Source organism: Myroides sp. C15-4 (assembly GCF_050522745.1).
Taxonomy (GTDB): Bacteria; Bacteroidota; Bacteroidia; order Flavobacteriales; family Flavobacteriaceae; genus Flavobacterium.
Genome location: NZ_JBMVQX010000043.1, coordinates 1 through 19,473 on the forward strand (window position 1 = coordinate 1; position 19,473 = coordinate 19,473).

At 37.3% G+C, this 19,473-nt stretch carries 16 protein-coding genes; 7 read left to right on the top strand and 9 right to left on the bottom strand.

The window, feature by feature from the left end:
* Positions 1–199: 199 nt before the first annotated feature.
* Positions 200–439, bottom strand: a complete 240-nt coding sequence (locus tag ACPDHL_RS14670) for a hypothetical protein (protein WP_430533493.1) — start codon at positions 437–439, stop codon at positions 200–202.
* A gap of 247 nt (positions 440–686) precedes the next feature.
* Between ACPDHL_RS14670 and ACPDHL_RS14675 the strand changes: the two genes are divergently transcribed.
* Positions 687–1,034, top strand: a complete 348-nt coding sequence (locus ACPDHL_RS14675) for a VOC family protein (protein ID WP_430533494.1) — start codon at positions 687–689, stop codon at positions 1,032–1,034.
* Positions 1,035–1,342: 308 nt separating this feature from the next.
* Here ACPDHL_RS14675 and ACPDHL_RS14680 read toward each other — a convergent pair whose 3' ends face one another.
* The 3 genes from ACPDHL_RS14680 to ACPDHL_RS14690 form a co-directional block, all read right to left on the bottom strand.
* Positions 1,343–1,921 carry a TlpA family protein disulfide reductase gene (locus tag ACPDHL_RS14680; protein ID WP_430533495.1) on the bottom strand — a complete coding sequence of 193 codons (579 nt, stop codon included), beginning with the start codon at positions 1,919–1,921 and terminating at the stop codon, positions 1,343–1,345.
* Positions 1,922–2,034: 113 nt separating this feature from the next.
* Positions 2,035–3,351 carry a solute carrier family 23 protein gene (locus ACPDHL_RS14685; RefSeq protein ID WP_430533496.1) on the bottom strand — a complete coding sequence of 439 codons (1,317 nt, stop codon included), beginning with the start codon at positions 3,349–3,351 and terminating at the stop codon, positions 2,035–2,037.
* A 74-nt stretch (positions 3,352–3,425) separates the two neighbouring features.
* A complete protein-coding gene (locus ACPDHL_RS14690; protein WP_430533497.1) occupies positions 3,426–4,646 on the bottom strand; it encodes an MFS transporter in 1,221 nt (406 codons plus the stop codon).
* Positions 4,647–4,739: 93 nt separating this feature from the next.
* Between ACPDHL_RS14690 and ACPDHL_RS14695 the strand changes: the two genes are divergently transcribed.
* From ACPDHL_RS14695 to ACPDHL_RS14705, 3 genes are read left to right on the top strand one after another with little or no spacing between them, the layout of a single operon-like run.
* Positions 4,740–5,633 carry a LysR substrate-binding domain-containing protein gene (locus ACPDHL_RS14695; RefSeq protein WP_430533498.1) on the top strand — a complete coding sequence of 298 codons (894 nt, stop codon included), beginning with the start codon at positions 4,740–4,742 and terminating at the stop codon, positions 5,631–5,633.
* Positions 5,630–5,860, top strand: coding sequence for a hypothetical protein (locus ACPDHL_RS14700; protein WP_430533499.1), 231 nt, complete (start codon positions 5,630–5,632; stop codon positions 5,858–5,860). Before ACPDHL_RS14695 ends, ACPDHL_RS14700 begins: the two co-directional genes overlap by 4 nt.
* Position 5,861: 1 nt before the next feature.
* Positions 5,862–6,257, top strand: a complete 396-nt coding sequence (locus tag ACPDHL_RS14705; RefSeq protein WP_430533500.1) for a hypothetical protein — start codon at positions 5,862–5,864, stop codon at positions 6,255–6,257.
* 1 nt (position 6,258) lies between these two features.
* Here ACPDHL_RS14705 and ACPDHL_RS14710 read toward each other — a convergent pair whose 3' ends face one another.
* Positions 6,259–8,520 carry an aconitate hydratase gene (locus ACPDHL_RS14710; RefSeq protein ID WP_430533501.1) on the bottom strand — a complete coding sequence of 754 codons (2,262 nt, stop codon included), beginning with the start codon at positions 8,518–8,520 and terminating at the stop codon, positions 6,259–6,261.
* A gap of 261 nt (positions 8,521–8,781) precedes the next feature.
* On the opposite strand from ACPDHL_RS14710, the gene ACPDHL_RS14715 reads away from it, so the two are divergent.
* Positions 8,782–9,141 (top strand): four helix bundle protein, encoded by a 360-nt coding sequence (locus ACPDHL_RS14715; RefSeq protein ID WP_430533502.1) that lies wholly within the window; start codon positions 8,782–8,784, stop codon positions 9,139–9,141.
* Between the two features lie 677 nt (positions 9,142–9,818).
* On the opposite strand, the gene ACPDHL_RS14720 is transcribed toward ACPDHL_RS14715, so the two are convergent.
* The 3 genes from ACPDHL_RS14720 to ACPDHL_RS14730 form a co-directional block, all read right to left on the bottom strand.
* On the bottom strand, positions 9,819–12,581 hold the full coding sequence (locus ACPDHL_RS14720; protein ID WP_430533503.1) for a bifunctional aconitate hydratase 2/2-methylisocitrate dehydratase: 2,763 nt from the start codon (positions 12,579–12,581) through the stop codon (positions 9,819–9,821).
* 459 nt (positions 12,582–13,040) lie between these two features.
* Complete coding sequence (locus tag ACPDHL_RS14725; RefSeq protein ID WP_430533504.1) at positions 13,041–14,414, bottom strand: peptidylprolyl isomerase; 1,374 nt, start codon at positions 14,412–14,414, stop codon at positions 13,041–13,043.
* The gene (locus ACPDHL_RS14730; RefSeq protein ID WP_430533505.1) at positions 14,398–15,264 is read right to left on the bottom strand and encodes a hypothetical protein; all 867 of its coding nucleotides are present in this window, start codon (positions 15,262–15,264) and stop codon (positions 14,398–14,400) included. The genes ACPDHL_RS14725 and ACPDHL_RS14730 overlap by 17 nt, the downstream gene beginning before the upstream one ends.
* 350 nt (positions 15,265–15,614) lie before the next feature.
* Here ACPDHL_RS14730 and ACPDHL_RS14735 point away from each other — a divergent pair, with 350 nt between their 5' ends.
* Positions 15,615–17,210, top strand: coding sequence for a peptide chain release factor 3 (locus ACPDHL_RS14735; protein ID WP_430533506.1), 1,596 nt, complete (start codon positions 15,615–15,617; stop codon positions 17,208–17,210).
* Between the two features lie 174 nt (positions 17,211–17,384).
* Positions 17,385–18,080 carry an HAD family hydrolase gene (locus tag ACPDHL_RS14740; RefSeq protein ID WP_430533507.1) on the top strand — a complete coding sequence of 232 codons (696 nt, stop codon included), beginning with the start codon at positions 17,385–17,387 and terminating at the stop codon, positions 18,078–18,080.
* Positions 18,081–18,433: 353 nt separating this feature from the next.
* Here ACPDHL_RS14740 and mltG read toward each other — a convergent pair whose 3' ends face one another.
* Positions 18,434–19,471, bottom strand: coding sequence for an endolytic transglycosylase MltG (gene mltG / locus ACPDHL_RS14745; protein ID WP_430533508.1), 1,038 nt, complete (start codon positions 19,469–19,471; stop codon positions 18,434–18,436).
* Positions 19,472–19,473 lie beyond the last annotated feature (2 nt).

The following is a 19,473-nucleotide window of genomic DNA, read 5'->3' on the forward strand; positions in this document are numbered from 1 at the left end:
CTTCATCTGTAAAAACGAAATATTAGACAAAGATACAGTTTTATAAAAACAAAAAGACCCGCTATAACGGGTCTTCTATTTGATTATAGCTGAACGCGAACCACTTTTTTCTTTGTCTTCATCTGTAAAAACGAAATATTAGACAAAGATACAGTTTTATAAAAACAAAAAGACCCGCTATAACGGGTCTTCTGTTGTCTTATACTTGTGTCATTGTTACTAAATGGGCAGAGGGTATTTTAATGTGCTGTACTCCATCACTAAAAATGTAATGGTTCACCTCCTGTTTGTCTGAATAATCCAGCGCAATGAGCTTTTTATCGTGGCTTACAGCTTCAACTATTCCATTGCGTTCTTCTTTATAAGAAACCCTAAACCTTTTCCCAACTAATTCGCAAATACTAGCTTGATCTAGTTCAAAAATCTCATTTGAGGACATATTAAAAATTTAAAATTACACAAGGGACAAGATACGAAAAATAACCCTTAAAACCTATTCAAAATCAAATAAACAACTAGAAACAAATAAGTTAGCTTTTAAAAAAATGATTATTTGCTATTTAATTTCCTTGCTAATCCATCCAGATTACAAGCGCTTTTTTCTTTTGGTGTTCTAAAATAAAGTACCTTTGTAAGCCAATTCATTCACTCTATTATGAAGCGTTCGACTCCTAATTTGACAACAATTGAGCGCAAGAGTTTTGTTCCGTGTAAAGATTTTAAAAACCTCCATTTCTTTTTATACCCAACTGGGCTTTACGATCCTTTGGCAAGGCGAACAGTTGTGTTTACTAGCGTTGGGACAAACCAAATTTTTCTTGCAAAACTTTTATGTCAAAGCGCTAGCCGAAAACTATATGTTACACTTACACGTAGAAAATGTAGATGACTGGTATCAACACATCCAAGACTTACATCTTGACGAGGTTTTTGCTATTAACGTAACTCTCCCGGAGGATCGTCAATGGAATATGCGCGACTTTGTTCTACTTGATCCTTCTGGTGTGCTTTGGCGTATTGGTCACAACATCTAGTTTCTTTTACTTTTTTTGCTAAAACAGAATCTATAAAATACTCACAAAAAAATACAACTATTTTATCCTATCCTTGAAAAATAGGAATTCCTGATACTGTTTTTAGCAATGAATTAGTGTACAACTACCAAACAAGAGAAGTATGTTCCACCATACGGGCAACAGGGGCAGTAAAGGATTACCTCAAATTTGTCTACAATGGCAGAAATTATATCGTTCAAGCAGAAATGGATGATTATAAAATCACTTTTACTTTAAATCAAATCTAAAAAATAAAAAAGTCTTTGGGAAACCAAAGACTTTTTTTATTATTTCGCTTGAATCAATTCATCTAATGACACTCTAAATTTGGAACTATTCCAATCGGCGGCTCTAAATTTCTTTACTACAATATTTCCTTTTTTGTCTATAACATAAGAAGCAGGTAAAGAAGTCGAATACAAAGCTGCTGGAGGGCCATCTTGTTGAAAATAGGTCGGTAAGGTATAGCCGTGTTTTTCTTTGAATGCCTTTACTTTATCGGCATCATCCGTTGTAACAAACAAAAAGACAACACTGTCTTTGTAATCGTCATACAGCGCTTGAAAACTAGGTTTTTCAGCAATACACGGTGGGCACCACGTCGCCCAAAAGTTGAGTATCACTACTTTTCCCTTCGTACTTGCAATATCAAATACCCGTCCTTCCTCGTCTAATAAAGTCCACCCTTCTAAACTTACTTGCTCAACATCTTCTTGTTTCTCTAAACTGGGACTCATCGCTATTAGCTGATTTACCCATACCTTAAACGTCGTCCCCAATGGAGTAAATAGCACCACAAAAAGAATCAGGATGAAAACTGCGTTTCCAATCCATCCTTTCTTCTTTTTTTCTCCTTTATTAAACATACCTGATTTTATTTAGCATAAATATATAAACTTTATACCCATAATGCCAAATAAAAATAATTAATTTTAATTTTAATATATTTTAACCTTTTTTACACAATATATTCACAATTTTATTCCTTAAACATATCATCAAAGGTAATTTCTTTCCTTCCTGGCAATACAATATTTAAAATTATACCAATAATGGAAGCCAATGCCATGCCCTCAATTGACATTAAATCACCAATATGGATCGCTGCACCCCCAATTCCAATGATTAAAATCACAGAAGAGATAATTAAATTGCGTTTTACTTTAAAATCAACTTTATTTTCCACCAACATACGCAATCCACTGGAAGCGATAATTCCAAATAACAAAATGGATACACCACCCATTACTGGAGCGGGAATCGTAGCGAGTAAAGCGGTAATTTTTCCACAAAATCCAAAGAGGATAGCAAAACAAGCGGCTCCAATAAAAACATAAATGCTAAAGGCACGTGTAATGGCTAAGACACCAATATTTTCTCCATACGTTGTATTTGGTGGACCTCCAATCAAGGAGGCTAACATGGTAGCTACACCATCCCCTAACATCGAACGATCTAAACCTGGGTCGTTAATTAAATCTTTATTGATTACCTTACTCAACACCAGTTGATGTCCAATATGTTCTGCTATAGGTACAATAGCCACAGGTAACATCACAAAGACGACATACAGTGTAACCGAAGGTGTATAATCGACAAAAGGAATAGTAAAATTAGGTATTTGAAACCAAGCGGCTTCCATCACAGGTGCGAAGTTAACAACGCCCATCGAAGCTGAAAATAAATATCCTCCTATGATACCAACCAAAACAGGAATAACGCTCAAAAATCCCTTGGTAAAAATCGCAGCGATAATCGTAATGGCTAAAGTTACTAATCCGATCGTCACATAAGTAAGGTCATATTCACCTGTGGGATTATTAGTAACCATCCCAACTGCTGTACTAGCTAATCCCAATCCAATCACCATAATCACAGGCCCCACAACAATAGGCGGCAGTAACTTCATCAGCCAATTAGTTCCTGCTTTAGCAATCAAAAGTGCAACGAAAGAATACACCACCCCAACTAAAAAACTCCCCACTAAAAAACTTCCAACAGGTACATCGTTTGTCGTTACTTGTTCCATCGCTTTGATGGCGATAATGGGATTGATAAACGCAAAAGAAGATCCTAAATAAGAAGGAACTTTGCCTCGGGTAATCGCTATAAAAACCAACGTACCAATTCCACTAGATATCAAGGCGATAGCAGGATCCATTCCCGTTAAGGTAGGGACTAAAACCGTTGCGCCAAACATGGCGAATAAGTGTTGAATACTCAATAAAAACCACTGTCCCATTTTGGGTTTTTCATCAATGGCTAAAACAACTTTTTGATCCTGACGGTCATTCATGGTGTTATCTATTTAAAACAAATGCGAAAATAGGTCATTTTCAAGCAAAAATAAAATAACAGTAGTAATCCGTATTATTTTGAGGCTGTATTTCTAGTGGTTAGATACGTTGCTAGTAGTGCAATCCCCCCTAACACCATCAAGGTAGTAAAGAAGCCACCCCAATGGTTTTTATTGATAAAAAAACCGGTGGAGCTGCCAATTAACGTAGACCCCATATAGTAGAAAAACCAATACAATGCTGTGGCCGAACTTTTAGCCTTTCCTCCTACCTGTGTAACAACGCGACTCGCAATGGTGTGCCCACTGAAAAAAGCAACAGTAAACAGGGTTAGTCCAACTAAGATCACGACTAAATCAGCGACATACATCAGACCTAGCCCCACTAAAAGTAACCCCAAAGCAAACAGCAATACCTTTTTTGCCGGATAGCGATCAGATAAACGACCTGCTACTAAATTTCCCACAATCCCAAACGCATACATAAGAAAAATTAAGGCAATGAGGTAATGTGGTAGGCTATAAGGAGGGGCTTCTAATTTAAACCCCAAATAGTTGTAAATACTCACGAATGCTCCCATCAAACAAATCGCAACGACATACATCGCCAAGATTTTTTTATTGCTGAAAATGCGTTGCATTTGACGGACTTTTTTATTGAATTTTCCTTTTTCAGGCTCAAAGAAATTTGATTCAGGAAACAAAAAATAGAAGACAACAGCAATCCCCAACGCCAACAGTCCAATCGTCAACACCGCTACTTGCCAATTGTACCACCCACTGACCAAAGCAGCGATAATACGCCCAAACATACCGCCAAACGTATTACCTGCCAAATAAAAACTAATCGCTGTTCCTATGGATTTTCCATCGATCTCTTCTGCTAAATACGCCAAAGTCACCGCAGATACGCCCGAAATACAAATTCCCTTTAGGAGATTTATATTAATTAACAGCGAAAAATCGGCAACAAAAACAGACACTAAGGTCAATAAAGTAGAGGAAACCAACGAAAACAACATCACGTCTTTTCGAGGATAACGGTCTGCAATAAAAGCAAACAATAGCAAACCAAGGGCCATTCCCAAAGTCGAAGCCGAAACCAAATAGCTACTTTCAGCGGGTGTGATGCTAAAATAATGCGTTATTTCCGACAGGAGTGGTTGATAATTGTAGAGCTGTGCAAAAACAGAAACCCCAATTAAAAAAATCCCCCATTTGATTCGCTTATAACGCACGCTTCCTTTGACCGCTTTCTCCGTATCTTTAAAGTCAATATAGGTCGTTGTTGCCATTTTATGCTATAATTTGAAGTAAAGGTAAACTTAAGTTCTAAATTTGTAAAATGGTATTTTTCTATAACATCGATCGATAAAACCGATTACTATATGGAACTCAGACAACTCAAATATTTTTTAAAAGCAAAGGAATTGCTCAACTTTACCGAAGCAGCAAAGGAACTATACATCACCCAAAGCACCTTGTCTCAGCAAATTAAACAATTAGAAGATGAATTGGGTATCCCTTTATTTGATCGCATTGGCAAACGCGTATCCATCACAGAAGCCGGTGAGCTCTTTGCTACCTATGCGGAAAAGAGTATCCAAGCCTCCAATGATGGTAAATTAATTCTTGAGGATTTAAAGCAAATTAATACGGGAACCTTGAGTATTGGTTTGACTTGGGGATTAAAATCCATTGTCATTAATGCATTTAAAAATTTCATCGAACAATTCCCAAAGATCAAACTACAGGTAACCTTTGGCACCACTACAGAACTCATTGAAGCACTCCTCAAACAAGAGATTGACTTCGCCTTGACTTTTTACGAAGGAAAGCACAGTGATGAGCTTCTACATGACCCCATTATGAGTTCGGATATGGCGGTGATTGTCTCGTCAAAGAGTCCTTTGGCAACCAAAAAGAGCCTTACCTTAAAAGAGGTAGAACAGCTAACCTTAGCTCTTCCTGTTCAAGGATTCAGTACGCGTGACTTCTTAGATCGTCAGTTTGAAAAATACAAGGTAAAACCCAATATTACCGTAGAAGTGAACTATACAGCAACCATTGTAGACTTAGTTCGAACAGGAGCTTTTCAAACCATCTTAACTTTAGCGACCGTACACGGCGAAAAAGGGTTATGCGCGATCCCGATTCGAGGAACCAATATGAAACGCGAAGCAGTTACTTTGCGTTTGAAAGACAGCTACCAGAAAAAAGCAGCCACGTATTTTATAGATTTATTAAAGGCTGAAGATACGGAGGAGTATAATCAATTGTGAGTGATAGAAAATGGAGATGGGGTATTGGAGATGGGGTATTGGAGATGGGGTATTGGAGATGGGAAAAGGGAAAAGGGAAAAGGGTGAAACCGAAACGCCGTGTAGGTTCATCGAACACCAAAACAAAAAAATTGTTTTGGAGAAGGGAAAGTGGAGATGGGAAAGTGGAGATGGGAAAGTGGAGATGGGAAAGTGGAGATGGGAAATGGGTAGACTCTTCTAATTAAGATGATTGTAGCAAAGAGCAAAAAGCAAAGAGCAAAAAGCAAAGAGCAAAAAGCAAAGAGCAAAAAGCAAAGAGCAAAGAGCAAAAAGCAAAAAGCAAAGAGCAAAAAACAAAGAGCAAAAAACAAAGAGCAAAAAGCAAAGAGCAAAGAGCAAAGAGCAAAAAACAAAGAGCAAAAAACAAAGAGCAAAAAACAAAGAGCAAAAAACAAAAAGCAAAGAGCAAAAAGCAAAAAGCAAAGAGCAAAGAGCAAAGAGCAAAGAGCAAAAAGCATAAAAAAAAATGGGTTCAGTATAATAAGAAAGGGTTTTCGTTTTAAAGCGAAAACCCTTTCTTATTTATATTCTACTTATACTAAATGGATCACATACGCATCTCCATTTTCCAATCTCCAATAACCTACTTCCCTGCTGCGATTAAATTTAAAGCAGAACCTGCTTTAAACCATTTTACTTGACTAGCATTATACGTGTGATTTGCAGCAATTACATCTTTAGATCCATCTGCATGAACAAATTCTAGGTGTAGCGCTTTACCTGGAGCAAATTCTGTCAAATCTAAGAAATTGATTGTATCATCTTCTTGTACTTTGTCATAATCGGCTTCATTGGCAAACGTAAGGGCTAACATTCCTTGTTTTTTCAAGTTTGTTTCGTGAATACGTGCAAATGATTTTACCAATACCGCAGTTACTCCTAAATGACGAGGTTCCATCGCAGCGTGCTCACGTGAGGATCCCTCTCCGTAGTTTTGGTCTCCCACAACAATCGAAGGGATTCCTGCGGCTTTATACGCACGTTGAACTGCAGGTACGGCATCATACGTTCCTGTCAGCTGATTTTTCACTTTATTTGTTAAGTGGTTAAATGCATTTTCTGCACCAATCAACATATTATCTGAAATATTATCTAAGTGACCACGGAAGCGCAACCAAGGTCCAGCCATGGAAATATGGTCCGTCGTACATTTACCGAAAGCTTTGATCAACAATTTTGCTCCTGTAATATTTTGTCCATTCCAAGGGGCAAAGGGTTCTAATAATTGAAGACGGCTTGATGTTGGAGAAACAATAACTTCTACATTTGCCCCATCTGCTGCGGGAGCTTGATATCCTGGGTCTTCCACATCAAATCCTCTTTTTGGCAATTCATCCCCTGTTGGAGGAAGCAATTTCACCTCTTGTCCTTCGTCGTTGATTAGTGTATCTGTAAGTGGATTAAACCCTAGATCGCCTGCAATAGCTAAAGCAGCTACCATTTCGGGTGAAGTTACAAAAGCATGAGTATTGGGATTACCATCCGCGCGTTTAGAGAAATTTCGGTTGAATGAATGAACGATAGTATTCTTTTCTCCTTTATCTGCTCCTGCGCGATCCCATTGTCCAATACAAGGTCCACAAGCATTGGTAAATACTTTAGTTCCCATTTTCTCAAAGGTTTCGATAATTCCATCTCGTTCAATGGTATAGCGAATTTGTTCTGATCCAGGATTAATTCCGAACTCCGCTTTAGGGGTGATTCCATGTTTCACTGCTTGCTCAACGATAGAAGCAGCTCTTGACATATCTTCATAAGAAGAGTTGGTACAAGATCCGATTAACCCCCACTCTACTTTCAAAGGCCAACCATTTGCTTCTGCATCGGCTCTCATTTTTGAAACGGGTGTTCCTCGATCTGGGGTAAACGGACCATTGATGTGTGGCTCTAACTCGGATAAGTTAATTTCGATTAATTGATCAAAATATTGAGCTGGATTCGCATAAACTTCGGCATCAGCGGTTAAGTGTTCTGCTACTTGATCGGCTGCATCAACCACATCTTGACGTCCCGTAGCCGCTAAATAACGACGCATGGAATCATCATAACCAAAAGTAGAAGTTGTTGCTCCAATCTCTGCTCCCATATTACAAATTGTTCCTTTTCCTGTACACGACATCGATAAGGCTCCTTCGCCAAAATACTCCACAATAGCTCCTGTTCCTCCTTTTACTGTAAGAATATCTGCTACTTTTAAGATGACATCTTTAGGCGCCGTCCATCCGTTCAATTTACCGGTTAACTTCACCCCAATCAACTTTGGAAATTTAAGTTCCCAAGCCATACCTGACATCACATCTACCGCATCAGCTCCTCCTACTCCAATGGCTAACATGCCCAATCCACCTGCATTTACGGTATGGGAATCTGTTCCTATCATCAATCCGCCCGGAAAAGCATAGTTTTCCAAAACAATTTGGTGAATAATTCCCGCTCCTGGTTTCCAGAATCCGATGCCATATTTATTGGATACCGATGATAAAAAATTAAATACTTCTGACGATTGTGTTTCTGCAACTTTTAAATCTGTTGCTGCACCAACTTTTGCTTGAATCAAGTGATCACAGTGTACCGTTGTTGGAACAGCTACTTTCTCTTTTCCCGCATGCATAAATTGCAACAACGCCATCTGAGCCGTTGCATCTTGACAAGCTACGCGATCTGGAGCAAAATCAACATAATCTTTTCCGCGTTCAAATGTTTGAGCAGGCATGCCTTCCCATAAATGCGTATATAAAATTTTCTCTGTAAGTGTTAAAGGACGACCAACTAACTCACGCGCTTTCGCCACGCGATCAGGCATCTTTGCATACACCTTCTTAATCATTTCGATATCAAAAGCCATAATAACAATTCTTTTTTAAATGTTTGATTTATACTACAATTTACTGCTTTTAGGAGAGATAAAAAGTATGAAAATGTTAAAGCGAGATATTTAAAATGATTCTACTTTGTTGTTTGTTTTTTGCACTTTGCGCGGTTTGTTGTTTGTTGTTTGTGAGCGTGGTCTGATTTTAATTACTACATAAAATATTATCATCCATAATGAAAAACGGAATACATTTTGAATGCATTATAAATATATAACGTTAACATTTTCTACATTATGCACTATTATTTTTTTGAAAAGCTTACCGTATGGCAGAATGCCAGAAATACAACTAAAGATATTTACATACTCACTAAGAAATTTCCTGTCGAAGAAAAATATGGTTTGGTTTCTCAACTAAGACGAGCAATGTCTAGTGTAATGGCTAATATAGCTGAAGGAATGGCTAGAACAACAAATAAAGACAAAACTCATATGATAAATATTTCATACTCTTCTGCTATTGAGGTAATTAATTTTCTTGTTTTAAGTTTGGATTTAGAGTTAATATCTCCTGAAGAATATGTTTATCTCCGCGAAAAATTAGAACATATTACAAATCAACTAGTAAGTTTACGTAAAAAATTGAAAGAGTAAATAATTAATCCAAGTATTAGGACAAAACTCACAAAGTACAAACAACAAATCGAAGCGTAGCGTAGATTCATCGAACACCAAAACCAATATGAACTAGGTGAGATAAAGAGCGAACCACGCAAAGTACAAACCGCACAAAGAGCAAACAACAAATCGAAGCGTAGCGTAGATTCATCAAACACCAAAACCAATATGAACTAGGTGAGATAAAGAGCGAACCGCGCAAAGTACAAACCGCGCAAAGAGCAAACAACAAATCGAAGCGTAGCGTAGATTCATCGAACACCAAAACCAATATGAACTAAGTGAGATAAAGAGCGAACCACGCAAAGTACAAACCGCGCAAAGAGCAAACAACAAATCGAAGCGTAGCGTAGCGTAGCGTAGCGTAGCGTAGCGTAGCGTAGCGTAGCGTAGATTCATCGAACACCAAAACCAATATGAACTAGGTGAGATAAAGAGCGAACCGCGCAAAGTACAAACCGCGCAAAGAGCAAACAACAAATCGAAGCGTAGCGTAGATTCATCAAACACCAAAACCAATATGAACTAGGTGAGATAAAGAGCGAACCGCGCAAAGTACAAACCGCGCAAAGTGCAAAAAACAAACCGCACAAAAAAAAGACCCTCTTAAAAAAGAAGGTCTCATTTATATTGTATCTATTCTATTAAAAGAATTATTTCGTAGAAATAGGTTTAAACTTTGTTAAGTTAATTCCTTCTACAGAAGCTTTATACTCTTCCATTGTAGGAACTCTACCCAAGATAGCAGAAAGTACAACTACAGGTGTTGAAGCTAACAAAGATTCTCCTTTTTTGCGTTCTGAATCTTCTACTACACGTCCTTGGAATAAACGCGTTGAGGTAGCCATTACCGTGTCTCCTTTTGCCGCTTTTTCTTGGTTCCCCATACATAAATTACAACCAGGGCGTTCTAAGTACATGATATTTTCATATTCTGTACGCGCGTTGTTTTTAGGTAAAAGGTCGCTGAATTCAAAACCAGAATACTTTTGTAAGTATTCCCAATCGCCTTCTGCTTTTAATTCGTCAATGATATTATACGTTGGAGCTGCAACAACAAGTGGAGCATTAAACTTCACTGAACCTGTTTGTTTTTCGATGTTTTTCAACATTTGAGAAACAATTTTCAAGTCATCTTTGTGCACCATACATGAACCTACGAATCCAAGATCTACTTTTTTATCTCCACCATAGAAAGAAAGCTCTCTAATTGTATCGTGTGTATAACGTTTAGAAACATCATCGTTATTTACGTCTGGATCGGCGATCATTGGTTCTTCGATGATATCAAGATCTACAACAACTTCAGCATAGTATTTTGCATTAGCATCTGGAGTCAACGCTGGTTTATCTCCTGTTCTAATTTCTTCAATACGCTTGTTTGCTCTGTTGATTAGCCCTTGTAACACTTGGTTTTTGTTATCCATTCCTTTATCGATCATGATTTGGATACGGCTTTTCGCAATTTCCAATGATTCGATTAAGGTTTCATCTTGAGAGATACAGATAGACGCTTTGGCTTTCATTTCTGCTGTCCAGTCTGTGAATGTAAACGCTTGATCCGCAAGTAAAGTTCCGATGTGAACTTCGATAATTCTTCCTTGGAATACGTTTTCTCCACCAAACTGTTGTAACATTTGTGCTTGAGTAGCGTGAACGACATCACGGAAATCCATGTGTTCTTTCATGTTTCCTTTGAAGGTTACTTTTACTGACTCTGGAATTGGCATAGAAGCCTCTCCTGTTGCTAAAGCTAAAGCTACCGTTCCTGAATCCGCTCCAAAAGCCACCCCTTTAGACATTCTTGTATGTGAATCTCCTCCGATGATGATTGCCCACTCATCCACTGTAATATCGTTTAATACTTTGTGGATTACGTCTGTCATAGAATGGTATTCTCCTTTCGGGTCACGAGCCGTGATCAAACCGAAATCATTCATGAATTTCATCAATTTCGGGATATTTGCTTGTGCTTTTTTATCCCATACAGATGCTGTGTGACATCCTGACTGGTAAGCTCCATCTACGATAGGAGAAATAACAGTTGCTGCCATTGCTTCCAACTCTTGAGCAGTCATCAATCCTGTTGTATCTTGTGATCCTACGATATTCACTTCTACGCGAACGTCAGAACCTGCGTGTAATACTTTTCCTTCTGTTACACCTACTGCGTTGCGGTTAAAGATTTTTTCTACTGCTGTTAATCCTTGGCCCTCAATTGAGATTTCTTTTGAAGGAGCAAAAACTACAGGCGCTTCTACTTTCAATAATTTAGCAGCAAATGTTTGGATTTTTTTACCAAATACGATAGCATATGATCCACCTGCTTTGATAAATTCCATTTTTTGTGGAGTTAAAGCTTTCGAAATATCGATTAACTCTTGGTCTCCATGGTATAATTTTTTTGTTTTTGTATTAATTGTTAATACCGTTCCCGTAGCTACAGAATAAACCTCTTCTAAAATTGGCTCATCCTTTTCATTGCGCATTACGTTTCCGTTTGCATCTGTCTTTTTAACCCAGTTTTTAAGGTCAATACCGATACCTCCTGTTACATCAACTGTAGTTAAGAAGATTGGAGAAATACCGTTTGTACCTGCAACAATTGGAGCAATATTTACGAATGGTACATAAGGACTTGCTTGTTTACCTGTCCAAAGCGCTACGTTATTTACCCCTGACATTCTCGAAGATCCTACTCCCATCGTTCCTTTCTCAGCGATTAACATCACTTTTTTACCAGGGTGTTGTGCTTGTAGGTCTTTAATTGCTTGTTGAGCCTCAGGCGTAATCATACACAATCCGTGTAATTCACGGTCTGCACGCGAGTGCGCTTGATTTCCTGGAGAAAGTAAATCCGTAGAGATATCCCCTTCACCAGCAATAAATGTTACTACTTCGATTTTCTCGTCTACTTCAGGAAGTTTAGTAAAGAACTCCGCTTGAGCATAGCTTTCCAAAATTTCTTTGGCAATAGCATTTCCATTTTCAAACGCTTCTTTCAAACGCGCTGTATCTGCTTCGTATAAGAACACTTGTGTTTTCAATACTTTAGCCGCTTCTTGTGCGATTGCTGTATCATTACCCAAGGCTAAATCCAATAGTACAGCAATAGAAGGACCACCCTTCATATGCGATAACAATTCGAATGCAAAGGCAGGTGTAATTTCACTTACTACTGCTTCACCTAAGATGATTTCTTTTAAAAATTTAGCTTTCACTCCAGCCGCACTAGTCGTACCAGGTAAAACATTGTAAATAAAAAGTTTCAGCGATTCCGCACGGTTTGCGTTTGCTGTATCTATTATTTGTGCTATGATTTCGCTTAATAGCTCAGCACCATCAATTGGCTTAGGGTTAAGTCCTTGATTTTTTCTTTCTTCAATCTCGTTGATGTAATCTGTATAAAAGCTCATAATTAATATCTATTGCTTACAGGTGATCGAAAAGCACATGCCTCCTAGCCCCCATAAAATATTATTTTGTATTCGTTTTTTACTTACTGTTGTTGTTTGCACACCTTGTGATCCGGCCCATTTCATTCGCTAAAAGCAAAACGAGACTAAACCTCTCACCTGGTGTTTAAAAGAACATTTGACTTGTATTTTATTTTTTGTCGTCGCAAATTTAATCAATCTAATTAATTTTCAAAAGTTTTTACTATTTCCTACAAATCCAAAAATTATTATTTATAAACATTCTACTTTAATGAAGAAACAACAATACTTTTAGTCTTTATCATCAATTAATCTGAAATTAATTATTTTTTACCCTATAAAATTAAGATATTTCAATTTTTCAATCCTATTTAATAAAAAACGACATTGTAGTCTATTGCTAAAATGTCGTTTTCAATCGTTTAGATTATTATTTTCTTAGTTTTTAAGCCAATTATTATGGAATTTACAGTCTCTATATTCCCCTTGAATGTTAATATAGGCATCTTTAATCTTCTTGGTTACCCATTTTTGTAGCTCTTCTTCTTGTTTTTTGTTCAACGCCATGTTTTTCACCTTAGTATAATCCTCAACAAAGTCAATTTTGTGAGCAGCAATCTTTTTGTTGATTGTTACAATTCGGTAACTTTTTTGGTCTCTATAATCTGTTTTTAAAGAAACAGTAGACACTTCATTTTCTTTGAGTGAATTAACTAAAAAATACAATTCTCTATCTTCCATTGTATTCAAATCAAAACGAGTATCCATAGTCATCGGATCTCTCAATACCCCACCATTTTGTCTTGTATCTTTATCATCAGATGAAGCTGCTGCTGCATCGGCAAAAGTAATTTCTTTGTTGACTATTTTTTCGCGAATACCCTCTGCTTTTTTCTTCGCTTCTTCTAATGCTTTTTCCGTTGGTTTTGGTACCAATAAGATATGGCGTACATCTAAGTGTTGTCCTCTAATTTTTTCCAAATAGATAATGTGATAACCAAACTCCGTTTCAAATGGAGTAGAGATTTCCCCTTCAGCTAAGCTAAAAGCAACTTCCTTAAACTCTTTGGCAAAAGGAGATTTTTTGGTGATAGAATAGAATCCACCATTTGCTGCGGAACCTTTATCATCCGTAAACAATACCGCTTTACTGAAAAAACTTGCGCCATTTTCTAAAACGTCCGTACGCATTTCATTTAAGCGATCGATCACTTTTTGTTTTTGTTCTTTTGAGATTTCTGGTTTAATCACGATTTCAGCAATTTCTACTTCATCCCCCACCGTCGGTCTTTCGTCTTCTGGAATAGCTTTAAAGAACTGTCTTACCTCCTCAGGTGTGATCGATACTTTTTCCACAATGTGTCGTTGCATCGCTTGTGTCAACTTATTTTGCTTTACAATATCAAAGAAGTAATCTCTGAATTCTTCCTCTGATTTTTTGTTGTAAAACCCTAAAATACGATCCATACTTCCCACTTCTTCAACCATGCGATTGATCTGATCATTCATGAAAGCAGTTACCTCGGCATCATTCACTTCAATACTATCTTGAACTGCTTGGTGGGCATATAATTTATCTTCTAACAAACGCTCGAATAAATCACATTTTGACAAATTATCAATAGGAATACGCTGTGCTTTTAACTCCAACAGTGTCTTATCAATTTCTGATTCTAAGATTACGTAATCTCCAACAACGCCAACTACACCGTCAATCTTTCTTTTTCCTGTTGAATTCTGTGCTTGCATTCCTCCTATCATCACAAGTGATAGCCCCAAAGCAAACATGACCTTCTTACTGATAAATTTCATAATTTTTATCTTTTTTTGCATCTTTTAAAATATCTTCTTCTATCTGTTTTAATAATTCCATTTTTCGATTATTTAGGACCATCAAACGCAAAGAGGGTTCTAAATAAGAATATGGAAGAATATCTCCTTTTCTCAGTACTTGACTAATGCGCACAAAGTACGTACTATTTTCATCCTTAACCTCGAAATAGGTATTGTTTTTTAAATATTGTTCTCTATTTTCTGCATTAATAAAGGGTAATTTCTCGTAAATCTGGGATACATTTACCCAAAGGGAGTCGTTTAAGACATAGGATTTCATCTGCAGTGACAATTGATCTAACAATTCATACTTTACATCTTTTCCTCCATTAAATCCACTTTTTACCTTGTTGTAATGCGAATTGGAATTTAAAATATTGACATAGGCTAATTTCACCAGCATATCATCTACTCTAAATCCTGTTTTTATTTGATCGTAATACTCCTTTAGGTCACTCGCTCGAACCACGGTATCGACAGACTGCTGAACTAATTTCTCTAGGTATCCTTTAATTAAAAGCTCTGATTTGAAATTGGCTACTAATTCGTCTATTTCCCTTTTTTTGTCATCTGATAAATTAAATGCTGCTGCATCCATCAACAGCTGTTTGGTTGCCCATTTATTGATAAATAGCTCAACCATAGCGATACTGTCTTTGACCGTACTCTGCGGAGGTACAATATGTTGCAACGAAGAGCGATCCAAATACTTATCATCTACGCGAGCAATATAGTTAGCGCCATCTAGTTTTTTTTGCTTAGTACAACTTGTATAGCCCAAAAGCACCATCAATAAAACAACGCTGTATTTGATATACTTTATTTTCATATCCTTCATTACCTATACCTTCCTTTTATTTTATTACGCTAACAAAAATAACATTTCTAAGCCGTAAATGAGATTATTTTTAAAAAAACGGGTAAAAATACGCTTAAATAAACAAGTTAAAAAACTTAATTAACAATATTACTAAACCCTCATTTATTTACCTTAAGGATTAACATTCTCTTTGGTTTTTTCCTTCTAATTTCCTTTTCATTTGCTGTTTTCTTCTATCGCTTTACCGATGAATCTCCTCTTCGGTGGGAAGTGAATCCCACCGCTTAACCAACGATTACTATTCATTATTATTATTTTTAGCAAATAATGAGTATTTTTGCAACCTAATTTTTTTAGAGATGAGTTTTTTAACAGAAATAGAACGCAGAAGAACATTTGGTGTAATTGCTCACCCCGATGCTGGTAAGACTACCTTAACAGAGAAATTACTTCTTTTTGGAGGAGCCATTCAAGAAGCAGGTGCAGTGAAGAATAACAAGATTAAAAAAGGAGCTACTTCGGATTTCATGGAGATTGAGCGCCAAAGAGGAATCTCAGTTGCTACATCTGTATTAGCCTTTAATTATAAAGACAAAAAAATCAACATCTTAGATACGCCAGGTCACAAGGACTTTGCTGAAGATACTTTCCGTACGTTAACGGCAGTAGACAGCGTTATTGTTGTGATTGACGTAGCAAAAGGGGTGGAAGAACAAACGGAAAAGTTAGTTGAAGTATGTCGCATGCGCAACATTCCGATGATTGTTTTCATCAACAAATTAGACCGTGAAGGGCGTGATGCCTTTGACTTGATGGATGAAGTAGAACAAAAACTACAATTAAAAGTAACTCCGTTGAGCTATCCTATTGGAATGGGGTATGATTTTAAGGGAATCTACAACATCTGGGAAAAGAACATCAACTTATTCACTGATGACAGTCGAAAAAACATCGATGATGTCATTCATATTTCAGATTTAGAATCAAAAGAATTGGATCACTTAATCGGCGATACCACAGCAGGCAAATTAAGAGAAGAGTTGGAAATTATCCAGGAGATTTACCCTGATTTTGATCGAGAAGCGTATGTAAAAGGACAGTTACAACCTGTATTTTTTGGTTCTGCCTTGAATAACTTTGGTGTACGCGAATTATTGGATTGCTTTATTCAAATTGCACCTTCTCCAAGACCCAAAGAGTCAGATACCCGATTGGTTGAACCAACGGAAAAAGGATTTAGCGGTTTTGTATTCAAGATTCACGCCAATATGGATCCAAAACACAGAGACCGTTTGGCCTTTATTAAAATTGTATCGGGTACCTTTGAGCGCAACACACCTTATTTACACGTGCGTCAAAACAAGAAATTGAAATTCTCTAGTCCGAATGCTTTCTTTGCTGAGAAAAAAGAGATTGTGGATATTTCGTACGCCGGAGATATTGTAGGATTACACGATACGGGAAACTTCAAAATTGGTGATACCCTAACAGAAGGCGAAATCATGAGCTTTAAAGGAATTCCTAGTTTCTCTCCGGAACACTTTAGATACATCAACAACGCAGATCCGATGAAATCGAAACAATTGGAAAAGGGAATTGACCAATTGATGGATGAAGGAGTTGCACAGCTATTTACCCTAGAGATGAATGGTCGTAAAGTAATTGGAACCGTTGGAGCCTTACAATACGAGGTTATTCAGTATCGTTTAGAGCATGAATACGGTGCGAAGTGTACCTATGAAAATTTCCCTGCCTACAAAGCGTGTTGGGTCCGTCCAGAAGATCCGAAAAATGAGGAGTTCAAAGAGTTCAAACGCATCAAGCAAAAATTCTTGGCTATTGATAAATCGGGTCAATTGGTTTTCTTAGCGGATAGTGAATTCTCCGTTCAAATGACACAGAGCAAATTCCCTACTGTTAAGTTAGGGTTTACTTCAGAAGAGATTAATAAATAATTTAGTTCTATAGATACGCAAGTATTGTTCAAATAGCAAAGGATATCCAACACAAAGGATATCCTTTTTATTTTTTAGGGACTAGGCCTTAACTTTTCACTAGACAAGACAAATGTCCTTTCCATTTCGCATAAATTGTGGAAATTTACACCCTTGATTACAAAAAGAGTAAACATGCAACTACAACATAAAATTACGACGATTGCTTTTGATGCCGATGATACCCTATGGGTCAATGAACCCTATTTTCAAGAAGCAGAGCAACAATTCACTCAACTATTGAAAGAGTATGCCACATCGGACACGCTTTCACAAGCCCTCTATCAAACCGAAGTAAAAAACCTACCGCTTTATGGATTTGGTATCAAAGGATTTATTTTGTGTATGATTGAAACAGCTCAACAGGTTAGTTCGAATCGAATTTCTCCGTTGGTGATTAGTCAAATCATTGCCTTAGGGCACGACTTACTGCAAAGACCCATCGAATTACTTGATGGAGTTCAAGCTACTTTAGATGCCTTACACGGCAAGTACAATTTAATTCTTGCTACAAAAGGAGATTTATTGGATCAACAGCGAAAAATAGCCAATTCTAACTTAGCGCACTATTTTCATCATATTGAGGTGATGAGTGATAAACAAACGACAGATTATCAGCAGCTCTTACAGCGTTTATCTTGTACACCTGAAGAATTCTTTATGGTCGGCAACTCAATGAAATCAGATATTTTGCCCGTATTGGCACTCGATGCTCATGCTGGATATTTACCCTATCACGTGACATGGTCTCATGAACAACACGATAGCTTACCCCAACACACCCAATTTATCTCTTTGCAAAAGATGACCGATTTATTAGAACTATTATAGGGCTGGGTAAGAATTAGGTGAGCTGGGTAAGATTTGTAAAAAAAAAACAAAACACACCTTTCAAGGTGAATTCTCTGCCTTTATTTTGATCTTCCTCCAACACTTCTTCGAGTTTCCTTCGACAATACTTGGAAAACACGTCTTTTTGTCGAAGAAAGCTCGAAGATAACTTGAAGAAATCACGAAGATAACTTGAGGGAATCACGAAGTAGCCTATTGAAAACGGAGAATATAGTTTAATTATACGACTTGTTTAAGCGTTTTGTCGCTTAGTCAAAGAAGCGAGAGTAAACAAAAAAAGCTAGGGCAAATACCCTAGCTTTTTTTCTATGCTGTAAACGGTTAACTGCAAACTATCTTATCCCCGATTGATTCAACCAGTTGCTATACTTTCTACTATTTTGGTTGTGTTGTGCTAAAGTAGTAGCGAATTCGTGGTATCCCATTCGATCTACACTAGCGCAGAAATACACATAGTCGTGTTTTTCTGCATTCAATACAGCATCAATCGTCACTTTGTCTGGCATAAAGATTGGGCCTGGAGGAAGTCCTACATTTTGGTAGGTATTATAAGGTGATTCTAATTCGGTATCTTTATGGTAGACTCTTTTGATTACTTGATCAAAGTCATTCGTATACAATTTCTTGGCAAATACAACCGTTGGATCCGCTTGTAAAGGCATACCTATACGCAAGCGATTGAGGTATACCCCTGCTACTTTTGCTTTCTCGTCATTTTTACTCGTTTCTTTTTGTACGATAGAGGCTAAGATTGCTACTTCAACTGGGGTTAATCCCAATGCAGCCGCTTTTTCTTTTCTGGTTTCATCCCAAAATTTCAAGTATTCTTTGTGCATTCTATTTCGCATTCTCAATGGGGTTACGGTCCAATAGAACTCATACGTTTCTGGTAAGAATCCCACTAAAACACTTTCTTTTGTAAATCCATTTTCTTCTAAGAATGTAGAATCCAAGAAGGTCTCCATCATGGCCGTACTATCAGCTTCCACTTGATCTGCAATGCGAGCGGCTAAGTTTTCAATTCGCTCTTGGTTGTTGAAGGTCAAGCGAACTGGTACATTTTTTCGCAAGGCTTCGATTAAGCTATAGCTATCCATGCCGTTAGTCAATTTAAATCGACCTGCAATTAAATTGCTGTTGTAGCTTCTTTGGCTGGCAATTTCCTCAAATCCTTCTGGATTATTTAAATAAGGGCGTAAGGCTTGTAGGACATCTTGAAAGTTATCTGATGTTTGGATATAGAAATATTCTTTTTCATCCCAATCATGTACATTGGGAGAAAAAGCTTTCTCATACCACACATACAAATAACCTAACAAAGCAAAAGCACCTACTACGGAGAGTGCGATCAGTATATTTTTTAATTTCATTT